This window comes from Vibrio cionasavignyae, assembly GCF_050337155.1.
In the GTDB taxonomy this organism is placed as follows: domain Bacteria; phylum Pseudomonadota; class Gammaproteobacteria; order Enterobacterales; family Vibrionaceae; genus Vibrio; species Vibrio nomapromontoriensis.
Genome location: NZ_JAKJSR010000010.1, coordinates 165,652 through 180,958, shown reverse-complemented (window position 1 = coordinate 180,958; position 15,307 = coordinate 165,652). Strand labels below are relative to the sequence as shown.

The 15,307-nt window shown below is 44.0% G+C and carries 14 protein-coding genes; 9 read left to right on the top strand and 5 right to left on the bottom strand.

Annotation, left to right across the window (positions count from 1 at the left end):
* Nucleotides 1-34: 34 nt before the first annotated feature.
* The gene (ppsA, locus tag L4D74_RS04045; RefSeq protein ID WP_428750835.1) at nucleotides 35-2,428 is read right to left on the bottom strand and encodes a phosphoenolpyruvate synthase; all 2,394 of its coding nucleotides are present in this window, start codon (nucleotides 2,426-2,428) and stop codon (nucleotides 35-37) included.
* Between the two features lie 157 nt (nucleotides 2,429-2,585).
* On the opposite strand from ppsA, the gene ppsR reads away from it, so the two are divergent.
* Together ppsR and L4D74_RS04035 are read left to right on the top strand one after the other, a co-directional pair.
* A complete protein-coding gene (gene ppsR, locus L4D74_RS04040; RefSeq protein WP_428750834.1) occupies nucleotides 2,586-3,419 on the top strand; it encodes a posphoenolpyruvate synthetase regulatory kinase/phosphorylase PpsR in 834 nt (277 codons plus the stop codon).
* 142 nt (nucleotides 3,420-3,561) lie between these two features.
* Entirely contained in the window at nucleotides 3,562-4,206 is a 645-nt protein-coding gene (locus tag L4D74_RS04035) for a TPR domain-containing protein (RefSeq protein ID WP_428750833.1), read from the top strand.
* Between the two features lie 315 nt (nucleotides 4,207-4,521).
* On the opposite strand, the gene L4D74_RS04030 is transcribed toward L4D74_RS04035, so the two are convergent.
* Complete coding sequence (locus tag L4D74_RS04030; protein ID WP_428750832.1) at nucleotides 4,522-5,577, bottom strand: 3-oxoacyl-ACP synthase III family protein; 1,056 nt, start codon at nucleotides 5,575-5,577, stop codon at nucleotides 4,522-4,524.
* A complete protein-coding gene (locus tag L4D74_RS04025) occupies nucleotides 5,574-6,263 on the bottom strand; it encodes a hypothetical protein (protein ID WP_428750831.1) in 690 nt (229 codons plus the stop codon). The genes L4D74_RS04030 and L4D74_RS04025 overlap by 4 nt, the downstream gene beginning before the upstream one ends.
* Before the next feature lie 174 nt (nucleotides 6,264-6,437).
* Here L4D74_RS04025 and L4D74_RS04020 point away from each other — a divergent pair, with 174 nt between their 5' ends.
* Nucleotides 6,438-7,211, top strand: a complete 774-nt coding sequence (locus L4D74_RS04020; protein WP_428750830.1) for a ferredoxin--NADP reductase — start codon at nucleotides 6,438-6,440, stop codon at nucleotides 7,209-7,211.
* 62 nt (nucleotides 7,212-7,273) lie between these two features.
* Here the strand turns inward: L4D74_RS04020 and L4D74_RS04015 are convergent, their stop codons facing one another.
* Both L4D74_RS04015 and nrfA read right to left on the bottom strand, forming a co-directional pair.
* The gene (locus tag L4D74_RS04015; protein ID WP_428750829.1) at nucleotides 7,274-7,705 is read right to left on the bottom strand and encodes a hypothetical protein; all 432 of its coding nucleotides are present in this window, start codon (nucleotides 7,703-7,705) and stop codon (nucleotides 7,274-7,276) included.
* A gap of 214 nt (nucleotides 7,706-7,919) precedes the next feature.
* Nucleotides 7,920-9,335 (bottom strand): ammonia-forming nitrite reductase cytochrome c552 subunit, encoded by a 1,416-nt coding sequence (nrfA, locus tag L4D74_RS04010; RefSeq protein ID WP_428750828.1) that lies wholly within the window; start codon nucleotides 9,333-9,335, stop codon nucleotides 7,920-7,922.
* Nucleotides 9,336-9,833: 498 nt separating this feature from the next.
* On the opposite strand from nrfA, the gene nrfB reads away from it, so the two are divergent.
* The 6 genes from nrfB to L4D74_RS03980 all read left to right on the top strand — a co-directional run bounded on the left by nrfB (nucleotide 9,834) and on the right by L4D74_RS03980 (nucleotide 15,273).
* Nucleotides 9,834-10,430: a cytochrome c nitrite reductase pentaheme subunit gene (gene nrfB, locus L4D74_RS04005; RefSeq protein ID WP_428750827.1), complete on the top strand. Its 597-nt coding sequence runs from the start codon at nucleotides 9,834-9,836 to the stop codon at nucleotides 10,428-10,430.
* 1 nt (nucleotide 10,431) lies between these two features.
* Complete coding sequence (gene nrfC, locus L4D74_RS04000) at nucleotides 10,432-11,121, top strand: cytochrome c nitrite reductase Fe-S protein (RefSeq protein ID WP_428750826.1); 690 nt, start codon at nucleotides 10,432-10,434, stop codon at nucleotides 11,119-11,121.
* A gap of 1 nt (nucleotide 11,122) precedes the next feature.
* Nucleotides 11,123-12,079 carry a cytochrome c nitrite reductase subunit NrfD gene (gene nrfD, locus L4D74_RS03995; RefSeq protein WP_428750825.1) on the top strand — a complete coding sequence of 319 codons (957 nt, stop codon included), beginning with the start codon at nucleotides 11,123-11,125 and terminating at the stop codon, nucleotides 12,077-12,079.
* Nucleotides 12,080-12,231: 152 nt separating this feature from the next.
* The gene (locus tag L4D74_RS03990; protein ID WP_428750824.1) at nucleotides 12,232-14,214 is read left to right on the top strand and encodes a heme lyase CcmF/NrfE family subunit; all 1,983 of its coding nucleotides are present in this window, start codon (nucleotides 12,232-12,234) and stop codon (nucleotides 14,212-14,214) included.
* 15 nt (nucleotides 14,215-14,229) lie between these two features.
* Nucleotides 14,230-14,709, top strand: coding sequence for a cytochrome c-type biogenesis protein (locus L4D74_RS03985; RefSeq protein WP_428750823.1), 480 nt, complete (start codon nucleotides 14,230-14,232; stop codon nucleotides 14,707-14,709).
* A gap of 90 nt (nucleotides 14,710-14,799) precedes the next feature.
* A complete protein-coding gene (locus L4D74_RS03980; RefSeq protein ID WP_428750822.1) occupies nucleotides 14,800-15,273 on the top strand; it encodes an ASCH domain-containing protein in 474 nt (157 codons plus the stop codon).
* The last annotated feature ends 34 nt before the right edge of the window (nucleotides 15,274-15,307 follow it).

The following is a 15,307-nucleotide window of genomic DNA, read 5'->3' as shown; positions in this document are numbered from 1 at the left end:
ATCACTTGCTTACGAATAGAGTAATGACTCGTAGTTACTGATGGCCGGCGACCTTGCCGAGCTTTAACCAAGTGTCGATAACCGTATCCGGATTCAATGAAACTGAGCTGATACCTTGTTGCATTAACCATTCCGCAAGGTCGTCATGATCCGATGGTCCTTGACCACAAATTCCGACGTATTTGCCTGCTTTTGTGGCAGCATCAATTGACATTTTCAGCATAGCCTTAACCGCAGGGTTGCGTTCATCAAACAGATGAGCGACGTCACCGGAATCACGGTCTAGTCCTAACGTTAGCTGTGTCATATCATTTGAGCCGATGGAAAACCCATCGAAATACTTCAAAAACTCATCAGCAAGCACGGCATTTGATGGCAATTCACACATCATAATGACTTTTAGTCCTTCTTCTCCACGGCGGAGATCAAATTTAGCAAGTAGGTCAATAACCGATGCTGCTTCACTTGGTGTGCGGACAAAAGGAATCATGATTTCAACGTTTTTAAGCCCCATTTCGTTGCGAACACGTTTGATTGCTTGAGTTTCAAGCTCAAAACAGTCCTCGAAAACCGGAGAGATATAACGAGATGCACCACGGAAGCCCAGCATTGGGTTCTCTTCATGTGGTTCGAAATCACGGCCACCTACGAGGTTGCTGTACTCATTAGATTTAAAATCAGACATACGAACGATGACACGTTTCGGCCAGAATGCTGCAGCAATGGTGGCGATACCTTCGGTCAGTTTACTCACGTAAAAGTCGATTGGGTCCTGATAACCACGAATACGCTGTGTGATTTCGGCTTTAAGTTCATCGTCTTGAGCGTCAAAGTTAAGTAGAGCTTTCGGGTGAATGCCAATCATCTTATTGATGATAAATTCAAGTCGAGCAAGTCCTACGCCTTCATTTGGCAATTGCGCGAAGTCGAATGCTCGGTCTGGGTTACCGACGTTCATCATGACTTTTGTCGGTAGCATTGGCAATTCATCGACCGCTGAACGACGGACTTCAAAATCAAGTTCGCCTTCATAAACGTAGCCGGTTTCACCTTCTGAGCAAGATACTGTAACCGTTGCACCATCCGATAAGGATGTCGTTGCGTTGCCACACCCTACAATCGCAGGAATGCCAAGTTCACGAGCAATGATTGCTGCATGACAAGTACGACCGCCTCGGTTGGTCACAATGGCAGACGCTTTTTTCATAACAGGCTCCCAATCTGGGTCTGTCATGTCGGTTACGAGTACGTCACCTTCTTGTACTAGCGACATTTGATCAAGTGAGTCCACTAAGCGCACAGGTCCGCTACCAATACGTTGACCGATTGAACGGCCTTCAACCAAGACATCGGCTTTGCTATTGAGCTGGAAACGCTCGATAACATTAGTTTCGTTTTGAGAACAAACGGTTTCTGGTCGAGCTTGCACGATATAGAGTTTACCGTCGATGCCATCTTTTGCCCACTCAATGTCCATTGGACGCTGATAGTGCTTTTCAATGATCATCGCTTGTTTCGCTAGCTCTTTGATCTCATCATCCGTCAGGGAGAATTGGTTTTGCTCTTGCTCCGTGGTATCAACGATATCGACTTGTTTGCCAATTTCTTGATTTGTGGAGTAAATCATTTTGATCAGTTTAGAGCCAAACGTCTTTTTAACGATCGGTGCCTGACCGGCTTCTAGTAACGGCTTGTGGACATAAAATTCGTCGGGATTCACCGCACCTTGGACAACCATTTCACCTAGGCCCCAAGCGGAGGTGATAAACACGACTTGGTCAAAACCAGATTCGGTATCAAGCGTAAACATCACACCTGATGACGCTTGGTCTGAACGAACCATACGTTGAATACCTGCCGATAGCGAGATGCCACGATGGTCAAAGCCTTGGTGAACACGATAGGAGATAGCTCGATCATTAAAGAGCGAGGCATAGACGTGTTTCGTCGCTTCGAGCACGGCATCAATACCATGCACATTCAAAAATGTTTCTTGTTGTCCGGCAAATGAGGCGTCAGGTAGGTCTTCCGCTGTAGCAGAAGAGCGCACCGCGACAGAAAGTGCTGGATTGTCATTAATTAATTCACGGTAGTTAGAACGAATGTCTTGTTCTAGGTCCGCAGGGAAGGGGGCATCGAGTACCCATTGACGAATCATTGCGCCTGTCTTTCGCAGTGCGTCGACGTCATCAACGTCTAGTTCATCTAACAGCCCATGGATACGCTCATCAAGGCCTTCAAAGTCAAGGAATTGATTAAACGCGTGAGATGTTGTGGCAAAGCCATTTGGGACAGAAACGCCAGCATTAGAAAGGTTAGAAACCATTTCGCCTAATGACGCGTTTTTGCCGCCGACTTTGTCGACATCTTCCATGGAAAGTCCATCGAACCAGAGGGTATTATTTTGCATGTCTATCTCCAGAAACATTGCAGCGTAGGGTAATAAGCAATCGTTTACGTATTCAGTCGAAAAATAGATAACTTTATTTTTCAAAACTGTGGGGGAACGTTCTTGAATGCTAGGGTTTGTTATCGATATTATGTAACGCATCCTACTTAAAATAATCTGAAAACTTAACTATAAAATGAAAAATTTAGGTCAAAGTCGTGACGTATTCTACGTTTCTGACGGAACAGCGATTACTTGTGAAACATTGGGGCATGTGGTTTTGGGGCAATTCTCGGTTACCGCCAGAGAAAAGACGTTTCCATTTGTAGAAAGTGAGCATAAGGTAGATGAACTCATTAGGGAAATTAATCAATCTTATGAACGTAATGGTGTTAAACCCTTAGTGTTCTTCTCGATTGTCGTGCCACATATACGAACTAAATTAATGGCGTCTTGCGCACATTGTTATGATGTCCTGGAAAGCGTTGTGGCTCAGGTAAAAGGCGATTTAAACATGGAGCCTAAACCTCAATTACAACGTTCACATAGTGTGGCGAAAGACTCGGATAAGTACTTTGATCGGATTGCCGCTATTGAATATACCTTAGCGCATGATGACGGGGTGTCTCTTAAGAATATTGAACAAGCAGACATTATTCTATTGGGAGTATCTAGAAGTGGTAAAACACCAACCAGTCTGTATATGGCGATGCAGTTTGGTTTGAGGGTGGTCAACTATCCCTTTATTGATGATGACATCAAGCGTTTACGCTTACTACCTGCATTTGAAATCCATCGCCACAAATTGTTTGGTTTAACCATTGACCCAGAGAGGCTTACTGAAATAAGAGAGAATCGTTTAGCTGGTAGTGATTACGCCAGTACCGAGCAGTGTTTACAGGAACTGGCAAGTGTAGAGGCGCTATTTCGTCGCGAAGCGATCCCTTATATTAATACCTCTTCATTGTCTGTTGAGGAGATCTCGACTCGAGTTCTGGAAAGGGCGGGGCTTAAGCGTCGTTTGTTTTAGCTTTTTAGCTGGTGGTTTTAGCATTTACTCGATGCTGTTACTTTTATTAGGGAGGCGACGAATCTCGACCGAGTATCACAGTAATTATAGTGTGGCGAGGTATACTCGTGACTATCTAGTATTGTTCTGTAGTATTTGAAGTATGTCGTTCGCACTATTTGTTGCCTTTTGTTTCTTGATGATCGTGTTAGTTTGTTATGTCGGATTGGTGAAACGAGAACCTGAATTATCTAGTGGTCGTTGGCGAATATTAGGCGTTTCGACCACGCTGTCAGCGCTGGTATGTGGTCTTTCTCTATTGGTTTGGAGTCAGCTTAAGTCAGATATACCGCCACTCGAGGAGCCAGCAGTGTTTAAAAATGGTGAAACCATGATGCTTGAGTTGCAACAAGCGTTAAAGCAAAACCCCAATAATAGTAAAGATTGGTTCACTTTGGGGCAAATGTACATGCAAACTAATGAGTTTGATGCCGCCATTACCTGTTTTGATTACTCCATACGGCTGTCGCAGAATCCTTACGCTGGACAATACGCTGCAATTGCTACGGCAAAATACTATTCTGAATCGCAAACTATGACGCCAGATGTGTTGAGTTTTTTAGATAAAGCATTGCAAATGGATGAACTAAACGATACAGCGTTATTATTGATTGCCTCGGATCATTTTTTGAACTCGCGCTATGCCGACGCAATTGTACAGTGGACGAAAATATTAGATTCCAACCGACCGGGCATTCAGCGAGCTGCTCTCATCGAAAAAATTAATCAAGCGAAAAGTATGCTTTAAAATTACCGACCAAAAATTGTTGACACTGTAGGTGGTCAGTTGGCGTCGATGAGTTCTTTTAAGGTAAAAAAAGTGGTTTTTTTACAATGAGTACAGCACCATTTTTGTTTGGACGCTTTAAATAATTTTTCAATCCTAGTCCGACGAACTCTAGTAAAACTGGATGGGTTATTACACCCAGCACAAATACTTTTATTACTCATACATCCCCCCCCTTTGTTTTTACAGAATGCTATTCTATTTGGGCGCGATGAGTCAAGGTTTCAATGGAGAGAGTTGTGTAGCCTATTGTATACGATGAAGTACAGCTGGGGATTAATGGCGGTAAATGAATCCACCATACATATACTTGGTGGCTTCTGCACCTAAAATAACCACTTTGTTTCCCGGTTGTAGCATGCCGCTGTTCACCAGTTTGCCAAAGCTTGCCCAAATTGCTGCAGAACCGAGGTTTCCCCAATTCTTCGCATCATTAATGACTTTACAGCAGTCAATTCCCAGAGCTTCGCTAAGTTGACTATCAATGTGACCACTGGCTTGGTGCGGAATGATATAATCAAAGTCTTGAACGTTATGCCCACGTTGAGCCAAGGCTTGTATGCTAGCGTTAAACAACGCTTCGCCACTTTGCCTAACATTGGTTGCATTATGGTGAAAGCGGGCGATCGTTTTTTGGGTGTGTACGGATAAAGAGCCGCCATCTAAAGAAAGTCCCGGCGCCATGTTGGTGCCAATTTGTCCCATGAAGCACTCGCTAATGATGCCGCGCTGCGAACCATCGTCAGGCCCAAGGATGACCCCGCCTGCGCCATCCCCCATTTGCATATAATTGACTAACTGAGATTGGTCTAAAAATGACTCGTTAAAATCAAAGTAGACCGAGCCGGTTTCGCTACCAATGACTGCGATAGGTTTACCTAACAGAGCGATACGAGGAATTGCTATTTGTAATGCGCTAGCAAAACCCGTACACGCTTGTCGTAATTCCATAAATGGACCGTGAAATTTTAGCTTTTCCGTGACCCATGCAATGCTTGGAGGGAGTTGGGTATCTGGCGTGGTGGTATGACCGATCAGGTAGTCAATATCACTCAGAGACACTTGTGATTGAATCATCAATCGCTGCATGACTTCGACCACTAGATCTGAATTTGAGGGCGTTGGTTGGCTAACTAGGTGATGAATACTTCGGCTAAAGTGGCGCTGCTGAATACCGAGAAAAGGGGCTATGCGTGCGGCAATTTTGGCATAGCGTCTTCCGGATAGTTTCTCTAGCGCGGTAATCAACTGCTCATTGTTGAGGTGTTGGTCAGGAAAGGCATTGCTCGCCGCGAGTAGCTTAACTTGGCCGGGTAAAAAAACAGTGCTCATTGATTGCCTTCCTTTGAATCAAAAATAGTATCCAGTTCAACGCCTATTGTTTCGAAGGCGGTGCGTTCGCTCGCAAGGAGATGGTATAAACGTTCAGCAATACTGCTTTTAAGTGATGGCCATTGAGAGTGCTCAAAGCCTAACGCAAGGGCATGGCGTTTAGATAAAGTAACGTGCTTTGCTTCGTCTTGCTTAATTGCTCGACACAGTAAAACAAACGGATGGCCGCTATTTAGGCTGCCTTTTTCAATCGCTAGCATGAGTCGACAAACAAGCGCGTCCAAGCAAGCAATTTGCGCAAAGTGAATATCAAAGCTCTGTCTTAACCCCAGTGCGGCGAAAAAACGTTGGCTGCGACGTTTAATTTGGGTGATATCAGCAGGCTCTGGTAGCGTTAGACGTACCAGCTCTAGTGCTTTTTCATGATACTGCTCATCAGCAACGATAGATTCAAAATCCGCAACCGCTTGTTGTAGAGGATTATTGTCGCGTTGTCGTTGAACTTCGTTATGAAATACCCACTGAGAGGACTGCTCACCGCATATCAGCAAAGGTAACAGACGAGCAAGGGCGATCTGTTGCTCTGTTGTGAAGTCGATAGGCTGCTGGCGATACAGAACCAGCCAGTTTTTTACTGGACTGTGGCTCTGAGCCGACTGAGGAAGAGATGGAAAACAGGGTTTCATAAGTCTAGTCACTGTTCCTTCGATAACACGTACTATATATAGACCGCGAGAAGAGAAATATCTTTCAACGATTTGTATTAATTACTCATTTATTTTCAAATTGTAGTTTAAGTATTTGAGAATAACGACCTAAGCTATGAGACATAACGGTCGATTTTGGTTGGGGGGTAACGAATGCAAGGTATACCAAATGGTCTAATCGAAGGGCGGGTACTAGCAAAAAAACAATGGGCGGAAAACCTGTTTAGTTTAGAGGTATCGGCTGCCATTTTGCCTTATGAAGCGGGTCAATTTACTAAATTGGCGTTGCTGGACGAACAGGGGAACTGGCTAAGACGTGCCTATTCAATGGTCAACCACCCGTCACATGCTTATGGACACCAACATTTAGAATTTCTTATCGTAGCCGATGATTTAGGGCAACTATCACCAAGGTTACAGGCGTTAAATGTTGGAGATACACTCTTTGTTGGTAAGCAAGCATCCGGTTTTATGACATTAGACGAAATACCAAAAGATGCACGTGAGTTATGGATGCTCGCAACAGGTACGGCGGTAGGGCCATTTTTATCAATTTTAGAAGATGATTCGATCGCGACGCGATTCGAGTCAGTGACATTAGTGCATGCGGTGCGCACGGCGAATGAATTGGTTTATCCTGAGATTACGTCAGCACTACGCGAACGACTGGGTAGCACATTTAATTACTTGTCGATTGTTTCAAGGCAAGACCATGAGCCAAGCTTACGAGGTCGAATTCCAGCACTATTACAAAGTCACGACATTCAAAATAAGGTAGGGATAAATTTGGACCCCTTAAGAAGTTTTGTGTATTTATGTGGTAACCCACAAATGGTTAGAGATACCAGTGCAACACTTGTGGAATTAGGCTTATCAAAACATTTACGCCGCAAACCAGGTCAATTTGCGAGTGAAAATTATTGGTAGTCCGCTTATTTTTATCCGATTGCTATCGCTAATCTGATAATCAAGGCATACATGTATCTAGACTAATACGTGTAACCGACGCCAAAAAATGCTGATTCCAAACCTGTGTTGTAGCCTACATCAGCGGTGAACCCAGTAACCCCTGTCTTGAATAGTAAGCCAATATTGCCGTTAAAACGCAAATCTGATTCGTATTCTTTAAACGGAAGGTCGTTGACTTTTTCGACGCTGAGATTGGCCACGCCAGCCCCAACATAACCTGCAATGTTATCACTTAGCGATTTCACTACGCCAATATTCAACGCAAAATCATCGTTGTTGGGTCCCGTACCACCGGATAGATTTGAATAGAAGCCAAAGCTGAGGTTTCTATCGTGATAGAGGCCGACACCAAATCCACCTTCACTCGTGGTACCAACGGTGACACTGTTATAATCACCCGCTAAAGCGGGGGCGCTGAGAAGGAATAAAGCTGTGAGTAGGCGTAGTTTCATAATGACCCTATTGAGTAATGGTACCCTGTGAGGTGAATGCTAGCGTCAACTTAAATATAGCGTTTATAAGTTAAGGCGCTATTAATAAAAGGTTATATTAGATGTGAAAAAAAAGCCCTAACTTTTGGTTAGGGCTTTGGCAAAAAATCGAATAGGTCACATCACTGTCTATAGATTGCAGACACGAGTCGCCAATGGCTTGACCACGTTTTGTCTAATATTTCGATTCTCTTTCTTTTTGCTCCGCTTCCCACTGCGGTACAACCGTGTCTAGGAAGTGTTGCTTTTCAGCATTCATCTTATCCATATCCATACCCAGAGCGGCTTGCGCCTTTTCTTTGGTTGAAATTTCTGGGATTTCTACTGGTTCGGTAATGCCTTTCTTCGCGAGCAAACGAATAAGCTTCGTTCTGGCATCGGCTGCTTTGTCTACCGATGTCCCCAGAACTTCTAGTGCAACTTCTGGTGCGTGCATGTGTACACCGTGTGAAGCAATAGCATAATCCCAGCGCCATTGTGCATGACGAATATCCATAAGGATTGGCTTCATTTCTGCTTCTGTTGCGCCAGCATCCCATGCTGCACCTGCTTCAAAGTGAGCTGCAACAATTTGTTTTTCAGCGGTAAGCTTCATGTTTAGTACTTGAGCTTTACGTGAAGAAACAATGCCTTGTAGTTGATCTTTAGACTGTGTATGACAGTTTGCACATGTGTCTTCAAAGCGATCAAACGGGTTGCCCACTTTATGATCGGTATAAACGGTGCCGTCTTCTTTCGTTACTTTCGGCATATGGCAATCAACACACACGACGCCATTTTTACCGTGTATACCTTCACGCCATGTTTCGTAGCCCGGGTGCTGAGCTTTTAGCATTGGCGCTTTAGACACGGCATGTTGCCAGTCTTTGAACTCAATACCATCATAGTACTCTTCCATTTCACCAACTTGAGTACCGCGATCCCATGGGAACTTAACCGTCTTATTAGGACCGGTGAAATAGTATTCAACATGACATTGTGCGCAGACAGAAGCCTGCTTATCTAAGCGAGATTGCTCGTCAAATTTCTTACCAATTGCTTCGAAAGCTCGCTCAACATATGGGCGAGTAAGGGCCAGTTCAGGTTCGCCATTTTGGAATTTTTCGCTGCGAGTATCATGACAGTCAGCACAGCCAATAGGATTGGAGATTTCAGAGCCTAAACGCGCCCACTTACCTTCGAAGTAGCCGTCTTCACCTCGCTCTTCAATCACACGAGCGACGTCTGGGCTTTTACAGCTCCAACATGCCATAGGCATGGGACCCGATTTAGGATCAGTTGGCCCACCAGTACGTAGTGTTTGTCTCACGTCGTCTAAGGCAAAGAAGTGACCGCGTGCTTTGTTATAGTCTTTGGCAAAGCCATAACCAGCCCATAGAATCACCATATTGGGATCTTCTTTAAGTGCGTCTTCTATTTGTTCACTTTCGCTGGTTTGTTTCCAGGTCTTATATTGATCTGGGTGCTTTTCTTCATAGGCTTGGTTTCTAGGATCTGCCAACCCATCTTCTGTTGTTGCAAAAGCCGGTGCACTAGCAGCAGCTAGTATTGCCAGCGATGCAACGGAACTAATAATCCAATGCTTTTTCACAGTGTAATCTCCGTATTCTAATTTTTGAAATGCGTTGTGGGGCTTTTCCGTAATAAGAATTGGAGATGTCACTTATGGTAAATGATTGATTTAAAGATTAACCACAGGACATAGTAATAATACGCCACAAATTGACATAAATTATTACATGTCGTCCTATTTCCTGTTTTAGATCAATTTATGACAGTGATCTTGGTCATACCTCGCAAGAACTAACCCTAAAGGGGTAGATCTTGCGAGCAAGTTGATATTAATTATCATTATAAAACATTGGGTTATGTAAAATTACACACATAAATTATGGTGACTTTGCTCACTAAATAGCCCTAAAGAAGTAGGTAAAAGTAACAGTGAGGAATATGATTTTACTGTGAAGCGTTGTGGCTCATCCTAAATAAGAATTGATTGCATTTTCTCATGTTTACTTGGGGAAAAGTATTAATTATCGACCGAACTCCCAGTAGCTATCTGGTAGAGAAGGTTTAAGGAAAGGATACGATGGGCAATGTTAAATTGACCATAACGATAATGCTTCAGGCCCTTCTAGCATTTTCTATTTATGGTTTTTCACTCAATGCCTTTGCCGATGACGCCGCGCTCCCAACTAAAGGGGCAGCAGAAGAACGGTATAAGGTGGAGTTGATTCGCGACAAAGATTACAAATGTATTCAATGTCACAAAGACTCAAAGCAGACACTGGCTGGATCCCATGGAGAGGACGCAATCTCTATCATTGGAAAGGAGGTGAACTGTACTCAATGCCACAGTGATATTGGACCTGATCACCGTGATGGCGCTTCTACAGTGATTCAGTATCACGACGCTCAATCGCAGCCCGGCACAGATAAAGTATGGCTTTCACCTGAAGCGATACTTAAAGCGAACCAGCTCTGTACGGATTGCCACCAACCTAAATATTTAAGTGAAGACAGTTGGACGCATGACGTTCATGCTAAAAACTTAACTTGCAGCAACTGCCATTCCGTTCATGCTGAAAAAGCCAAAGTTTTATCTTTCGACCATAAAGCGAAGATTAAAATGTGTGTCGATTGCCATAAAGACTTCAACGAACTGCGTGAAGAGGAGGGCAAATGATATGAGTTGTTCTAGACGAAATTTTTTAGCTGGATCTGGTGCGGTTATTTTTACGACGGGTGTTGCAACAACATCGGTGCTTACCAGCACGAATTCGAATGCTTCAGCGGACAGCGCGGAAACAACCAAACGCTATGGCATGTTACATGATGAAAATGCCTGTATTGGTTGTACTGCGTGTACCGAAGCCTGTCGTGAAGTGAATAACGTGCCTGAGGGTGTTTCCCGATTGGAGATTAATCGCTCAGAGCCGATGGGTGAGTACCCAGATGTTGAATACCGTTTTACCCGAACTTCTTGTCAGCATTGCGAAAATCCACCTTGTGTTTATGTGTGTCCAACGGGCGCTGCATATAAAGATGAAGAAACCGGCATTGTTGATGTCCATAAAGAAAAGTGTGTGGGATGCGGATATTGTCTTGCAGCTTGCCCTTATCAAGTTCGCTTCTTTAACCCAGAAGACCACTCTGCAGATAAATGTAACTTCTGTCGCGATACCAACCTAGCCGCAGGCAAACTACCAGCTTGCGTTGAGAGTTGTCCGACAAAAGCGTTGATATTTGGTGATCTCAACGATCCACAGAGCAATATCAGCAAGGCAATTACGGTTAACGCGGTCTATCGAGATAAAGCGCATTTAGGGACTAAGCCTAAGCTTTATAAAGTACCGTTCCATAAGGGGGAGGTGTAGCATGAGTATTTGGGAAACTGCATTTCATTTTGACTCTTTAGTATGGGATTGGATCATTGCTATTTATCTGTTTTTGGCAGGTATGTCGGCGGGTGCAGTTATGATTGCCCTGTATTTGAAGCGCAACGTGATCGAAGGTAATCCAGCTGATAATGGCATATTGAAAGCTATGGCATGGCTAGCGCCATTTGGCATTATCGTCGGGCTATTGATTTTGGTATTCCACCTAACGAAGCCGTTAGAGTTTTGGAAGATCATGATTTACTTCAACCCAACTTCAGTAATGTCGATGGGCGTGATTTTGTTCCAAGTTTATATGGCCGTCTTGTTCGTGTGGATTGGACTTATTTTCCGCAAGCCGATTATGGACTTTTTAGGAGGGAAGTTTGATTTTGTTGAAACTATCCTGATCAAATTAGAAAAAGTCGAAAATGGAATTGAGATATTTTTGGGTGTGTTGGCGATCGTTCTCGCCGCTTATACGGGCTTCTTATTGTCTGCATTGAAGACTTACCCAATGTTAAATAATCCCGTTCTACCGATTCTTTTCTTATTTTCTAGTTTGTCCTCTGGCGCCGCCGCGAGTTTGTTGTTTGGTATCTTAGTGTTTAAAGAAGATGCACACAGCCCGAGTGTGAAGTGGGTACATAGTTTTGAGCGTCCGGTTGTATTGTTTGAATTGTTTGTGATCGTGACTTTCTTTACTGGCCTTATCTTTAGTGGTGGTCAAAACGAAGCAGCGGCTTGGAATGCTATCGGCGGTGGCTTTTGGTCGAACTGGTTCTGGTATGGGGTGATAGGTCTAGGGATGTTGTTGCCACTGGCAATGAACTTCTTTAGCTCTGATAACGTTAAACATAATCATGGATTTATTTTGGTTGTGACATCACTTAGCCTGCTAGGTGTATTGATGTTAAGGACATTTGTATTGTACGCAGGACAAATGACGGTTGTTTAACTCTGTTTGTGTACGCTAGCTAATGAATGTCGTCGTTCTTTTCGGAATGACGGCATCTTTTTTTCAAGCAGATATTTTTTAGAACATATGGTTTCAAATTGGTGTGTTTTAAAATGTATGGGCTTTCACTGTTGTTATTTGATTGAGGTTTTATGATTGGTCATATTGGATTACTCGCACTGATTTGTACCGCTATAGTCAGTACCTTAGGAGCGGCGTGCGGACTCATCTGCACAGGTAGAGAATCTCGATCAAACTTGATGGCGGATCTGGTGCGAGTCGTTCGCTTAAGCAGCTTTCTTGCCTTGTTTTTCTCACTATTGTCGATGGTGATACTGGCATACGGATTTGCCATTGATGATTTTGCGTTAAGTTATGTCTCACAGAACTCGAACAGCCAACTGCCACTACCGTTTAAAATAGCAGCAACATGGGGTGGGCATCAGGGTTCAATGCTATTTTGGGTGGTGACACTGTCACTATGGTGTGTGTGTTTGTCGAAAGCACACTCGTCGGAGAGAGGGCATCGATTTCATGCCATATGGATCATGCTTTCCTTTATCGCCATTTTTGCATGGTTTACCCTTTTAGCTTCCAATCCATTTGAACTAAATCCGATCTTATTGACGCAAGGTCGTGATTTGAACCCAATGCTGCAAGACATTGGCTTAATCATCCACCCGCCTTTGTTATATATCGGCTATGTTGGCTTCGCCTCTGTGCTTGCACTCGCCGTAGGGGCGCTGTTGGAAAATGAAACTGGGTCAACATGGCTAAATGATGCGAAAACGTACACGCTTAATGCGTGGGTTTTTCTATCGTTGGGCATTGCAGTGGGCTCTTGGTGGGCGTACTACGAATTGGGTTGGGGAGGATGGTGGTTTTGGGATCCTGTTGAGAATGCCTCCTTACTGCCTTGGCTAACCGCGACGGCGTTGATGCATACCTTACTGGCGTCTCGAATGAAGAGCCAGCTTCTCATTTGGAGCTATTCACTGGCCTTTGTGACGTTTTGTTTGAGCATCTTGGGTACGTTTATTGTCCGCTCTGGTGTGCTTACCTCTGTTCATGCCTTTGCGGTTGACCCTAGTAAGGGTTTTACCTTATTGGGGATACTGTCGTTGGTTTTTATATTATCGTTTTTGATACTGATTAAGCGTATTGATTCGATTCAATCACGAACGTTACGAGGCGTCTTAAACAAAAACTTTTTACTTCTGGCGTGTGCGAATCTATTTACCTTAGCCACGACTATTGTCGTATTTGGCACTTTCTACCCAATGGTATATGAGCTAGTAGGGCTAGGGAACATCTCGGTTGGTGCACCCTATTTCAATCTTCTCATTGCGCCATTAGCCATTATTGCGTTGTTTGTTGTTGGCTTTTCTGCGTTGCTAAAGTGGGATTCGGCGGCGCCTTATCGCCTGCGTCCAACACTTGTAGGGTTAGCTGTCATGACCTTGGGGCTTGCTGGTGGTATCGTTAGCTACTACGTCTATCATAACAAATCTGTCGGTGCTGAATGGTCAATGTGGGCACTTTTCGCCACATGGGGATCGCTTTGGGTTATTGCGACTCATGGGATCGCACTTTACCGCAGCCGAGCCAGTTCTCACATTAAACGAATGGTGTACGTATCAGTGGCTCACATTGGACTGGCAATTGTTGCGTTTGGCGCTGCTATGAACAGTGAATACTCGTATGAAATAACGCGAAAGCTAGGTCCTGGTAGCCAAGTTGAGTTCGGTGACTATCAACTTCATTATGTTGATACACATCTCTATATTGCTCCTTCTTTCAGTGCTGAGCGAGCAGTGATTGAAATACGCCCGTTACATGATAAGGAAAGTGATTTAGAAAAAGTGTGGTTGGCTCATCCGGAAAAACGCCATTACCCGATACGTGTTATGAATATGACTGAGCCATCTATGACTGCATTTTGGGACGGCGATATTTACATCTCTCTAGGCGAAAAAATTGATAGCAGACATTACGCGGTGCGGATTCAATTTAAGGCATTTATCCGTTGGCTTTGGTTGGGTGCGCTGCTTATGGTTATGGGTGTTGCTGGCGTGTTAGTTAGTCAACGAGGGAAGGATAATGTCCGAGCATCATGTAAAACAATCGCTCAATAATAACTGGAGGGTAAGGTGCGAAGTAGTCAGGTTTACGCGATAAATGGGGCAGGCTTTTGGGTGTCTGCTTGTGCAGTATTACTGTTAGCGACGTTTTGTTTTAGCATCTCACCGGCATCAGCCAATTCGCAATCGGTGGAGTTATTCGAATTTGACTCGATTAAACAACAAAAGGACGCAATAGCATTAGCAAAAACATTGCGTTGTCCTATGTGTCAAAACCAGAACTTGATTGAATCAAATTCGCCTGTAGCGAAAGATATTAGACTAAGAGTGTTTGAGCTAATAAAGCAAGGGAAAACAGAGCAAGAAGTGAAGGATTATATGGTTGCTCGGTATGGGCAGCACGTCCTTTATCAGCCGTCACTGACCAAACAAAATGCGTTGTTGTGGGGAGTACCGATTATTATTGCTTTGATACTTGCGGTGCTGATGTTTTATCGAGTCTCACGGTCTAAAGGCGATCACAATAGCCATGATGGAGGCTCGGTGTAGTTTAGACGTAAATGACAAATTTCTTCTAGTCAGCTTAGCGCAACTCATTGTAATATCGATGTAAAGGATGTTTATTTTGAGTAAAGGATTATGACACCCAAGCAAAGTGAATTTTTGGAAGAATACTTATCCACACTCTCTCAAGCTGAGCGAGCGGCGGTTCCTGCGGTTGTCGCAGAGCATTTCTGCGCCGACGAATACAACGCAAATGAATGCGCGCGACTAATTGATGAAGGCATAAAAACCGCAACCTGTAGTCTTAAAGCTGGGTATGTGGTTGATGATGAGCCACTTCCAGAGATCGGGCGATTATCTATAGTGCTTAACTGGGCTCAAGAGCCGGTGTGTATTGTTAAAGTGACCAGTGTGGCGATTTGCGCGTTTGATAGCGTGACGCCTGAATTCGCTTTTATGGAGGGTGAGGGCGATCGCAGTTATCCATCTTGGCGTACGTCCCATATCAACTTCTTCCAGAGCTATGCTTCGCAGTTAGGTTTAACTTTTACTACTGACGATGATCTTGTTTTGGAAACGTTCGAGAAAGTCTATCCCGTCGGCGTATAACGTCCTTTTCGATGAGATAATCATCATTAGGCTA

Excerpts from the sequence above, each read along its gene's own strand:
- ppsA (WP_428750835.1), bottom strand. The coding sequence starts at position 2,428 with ATGTTTCTGGAGATAGACATGCAAAATAATACCCTCTGGTTCGATGGA.
- ppsR (WP_428750834.1), top strand. The coding sequence starts at position 2,586 with ATGAAAAATTTAGGTCAAAGTCGTGACGTATTCTACGTTTCTGACGGA.
- L4D74_RS04035 (WP_428750833.1), top strand. The coding sequence starts at position 3,562 with ATGTCGTTCGCACTATTTGTTGCCTTTTGTTTCTTGATGATCGTGTTA.
- L4D74_RS04030 (WP_428750832.1), bottom strand. The coding sequence starts at position 5,577 with ATGAGCACTGTTTTTTTACCCGGCCAAGTTAAGCTACTCGCGGCGAGC.
- L4D74_RS04025 (WP_428750831.1), bottom strand. The coding sequence starts at position 6,263 with ATGAAACCCTGTTTTCCATCTCTTCCTCAGTCGGCTCAGAGCCACAGT.
- L4D74_RS04020 (WP_428750830.1), top strand. The coding sequence starts at position 6,438 with ATGCAAGGTATACCAAATGGTCTAATCGAAGGGCGGGTACTAGCAAAA.
- L4D74_RS04015 (WP_428750829.1), bottom strand. The coding sequence starts at position 7,705 with ATGAAACTACGCCTACTCACAGCTTTATTCCTTCTCAGCGCCCCCGCT.
- nrfB (WP_428750827.1), top strand. The coding sequence starts at position 9,834 with ATGGGCAATGTTAAATTGACCATAACGATAATGCTTCAGGCCCTTCTA.
- nrfC (WP_428750826.1), top strand. The coding sequence starts at position 10,432 with ATGAGTTGTTCTAGACGAAATTTTTTAGCTGGATCTGGTGCGGTTATT.
- nrfD (WP_428750825.1), top strand. The coding sequence starts at position 11,123 with ATGAGTATTTGGGAAACTGCATTTCATTTTGACTCTTTAGTATGGGAT.
- L4D74_RS03990 (WP_428750824.1), top strand. The coding sequence starts at position 12,232 with ATGATTGGTCATATTGGATTACTCGCACTGATTTGTACCGCTATAGTC.
- L4D74_RS03980 (WP_428750822.1), top strand. The coding sequence starts at position 14,800 with ATGACACCCAAGCAAAGTGAATTTTTGGAAGAATACTTATCCACACTC.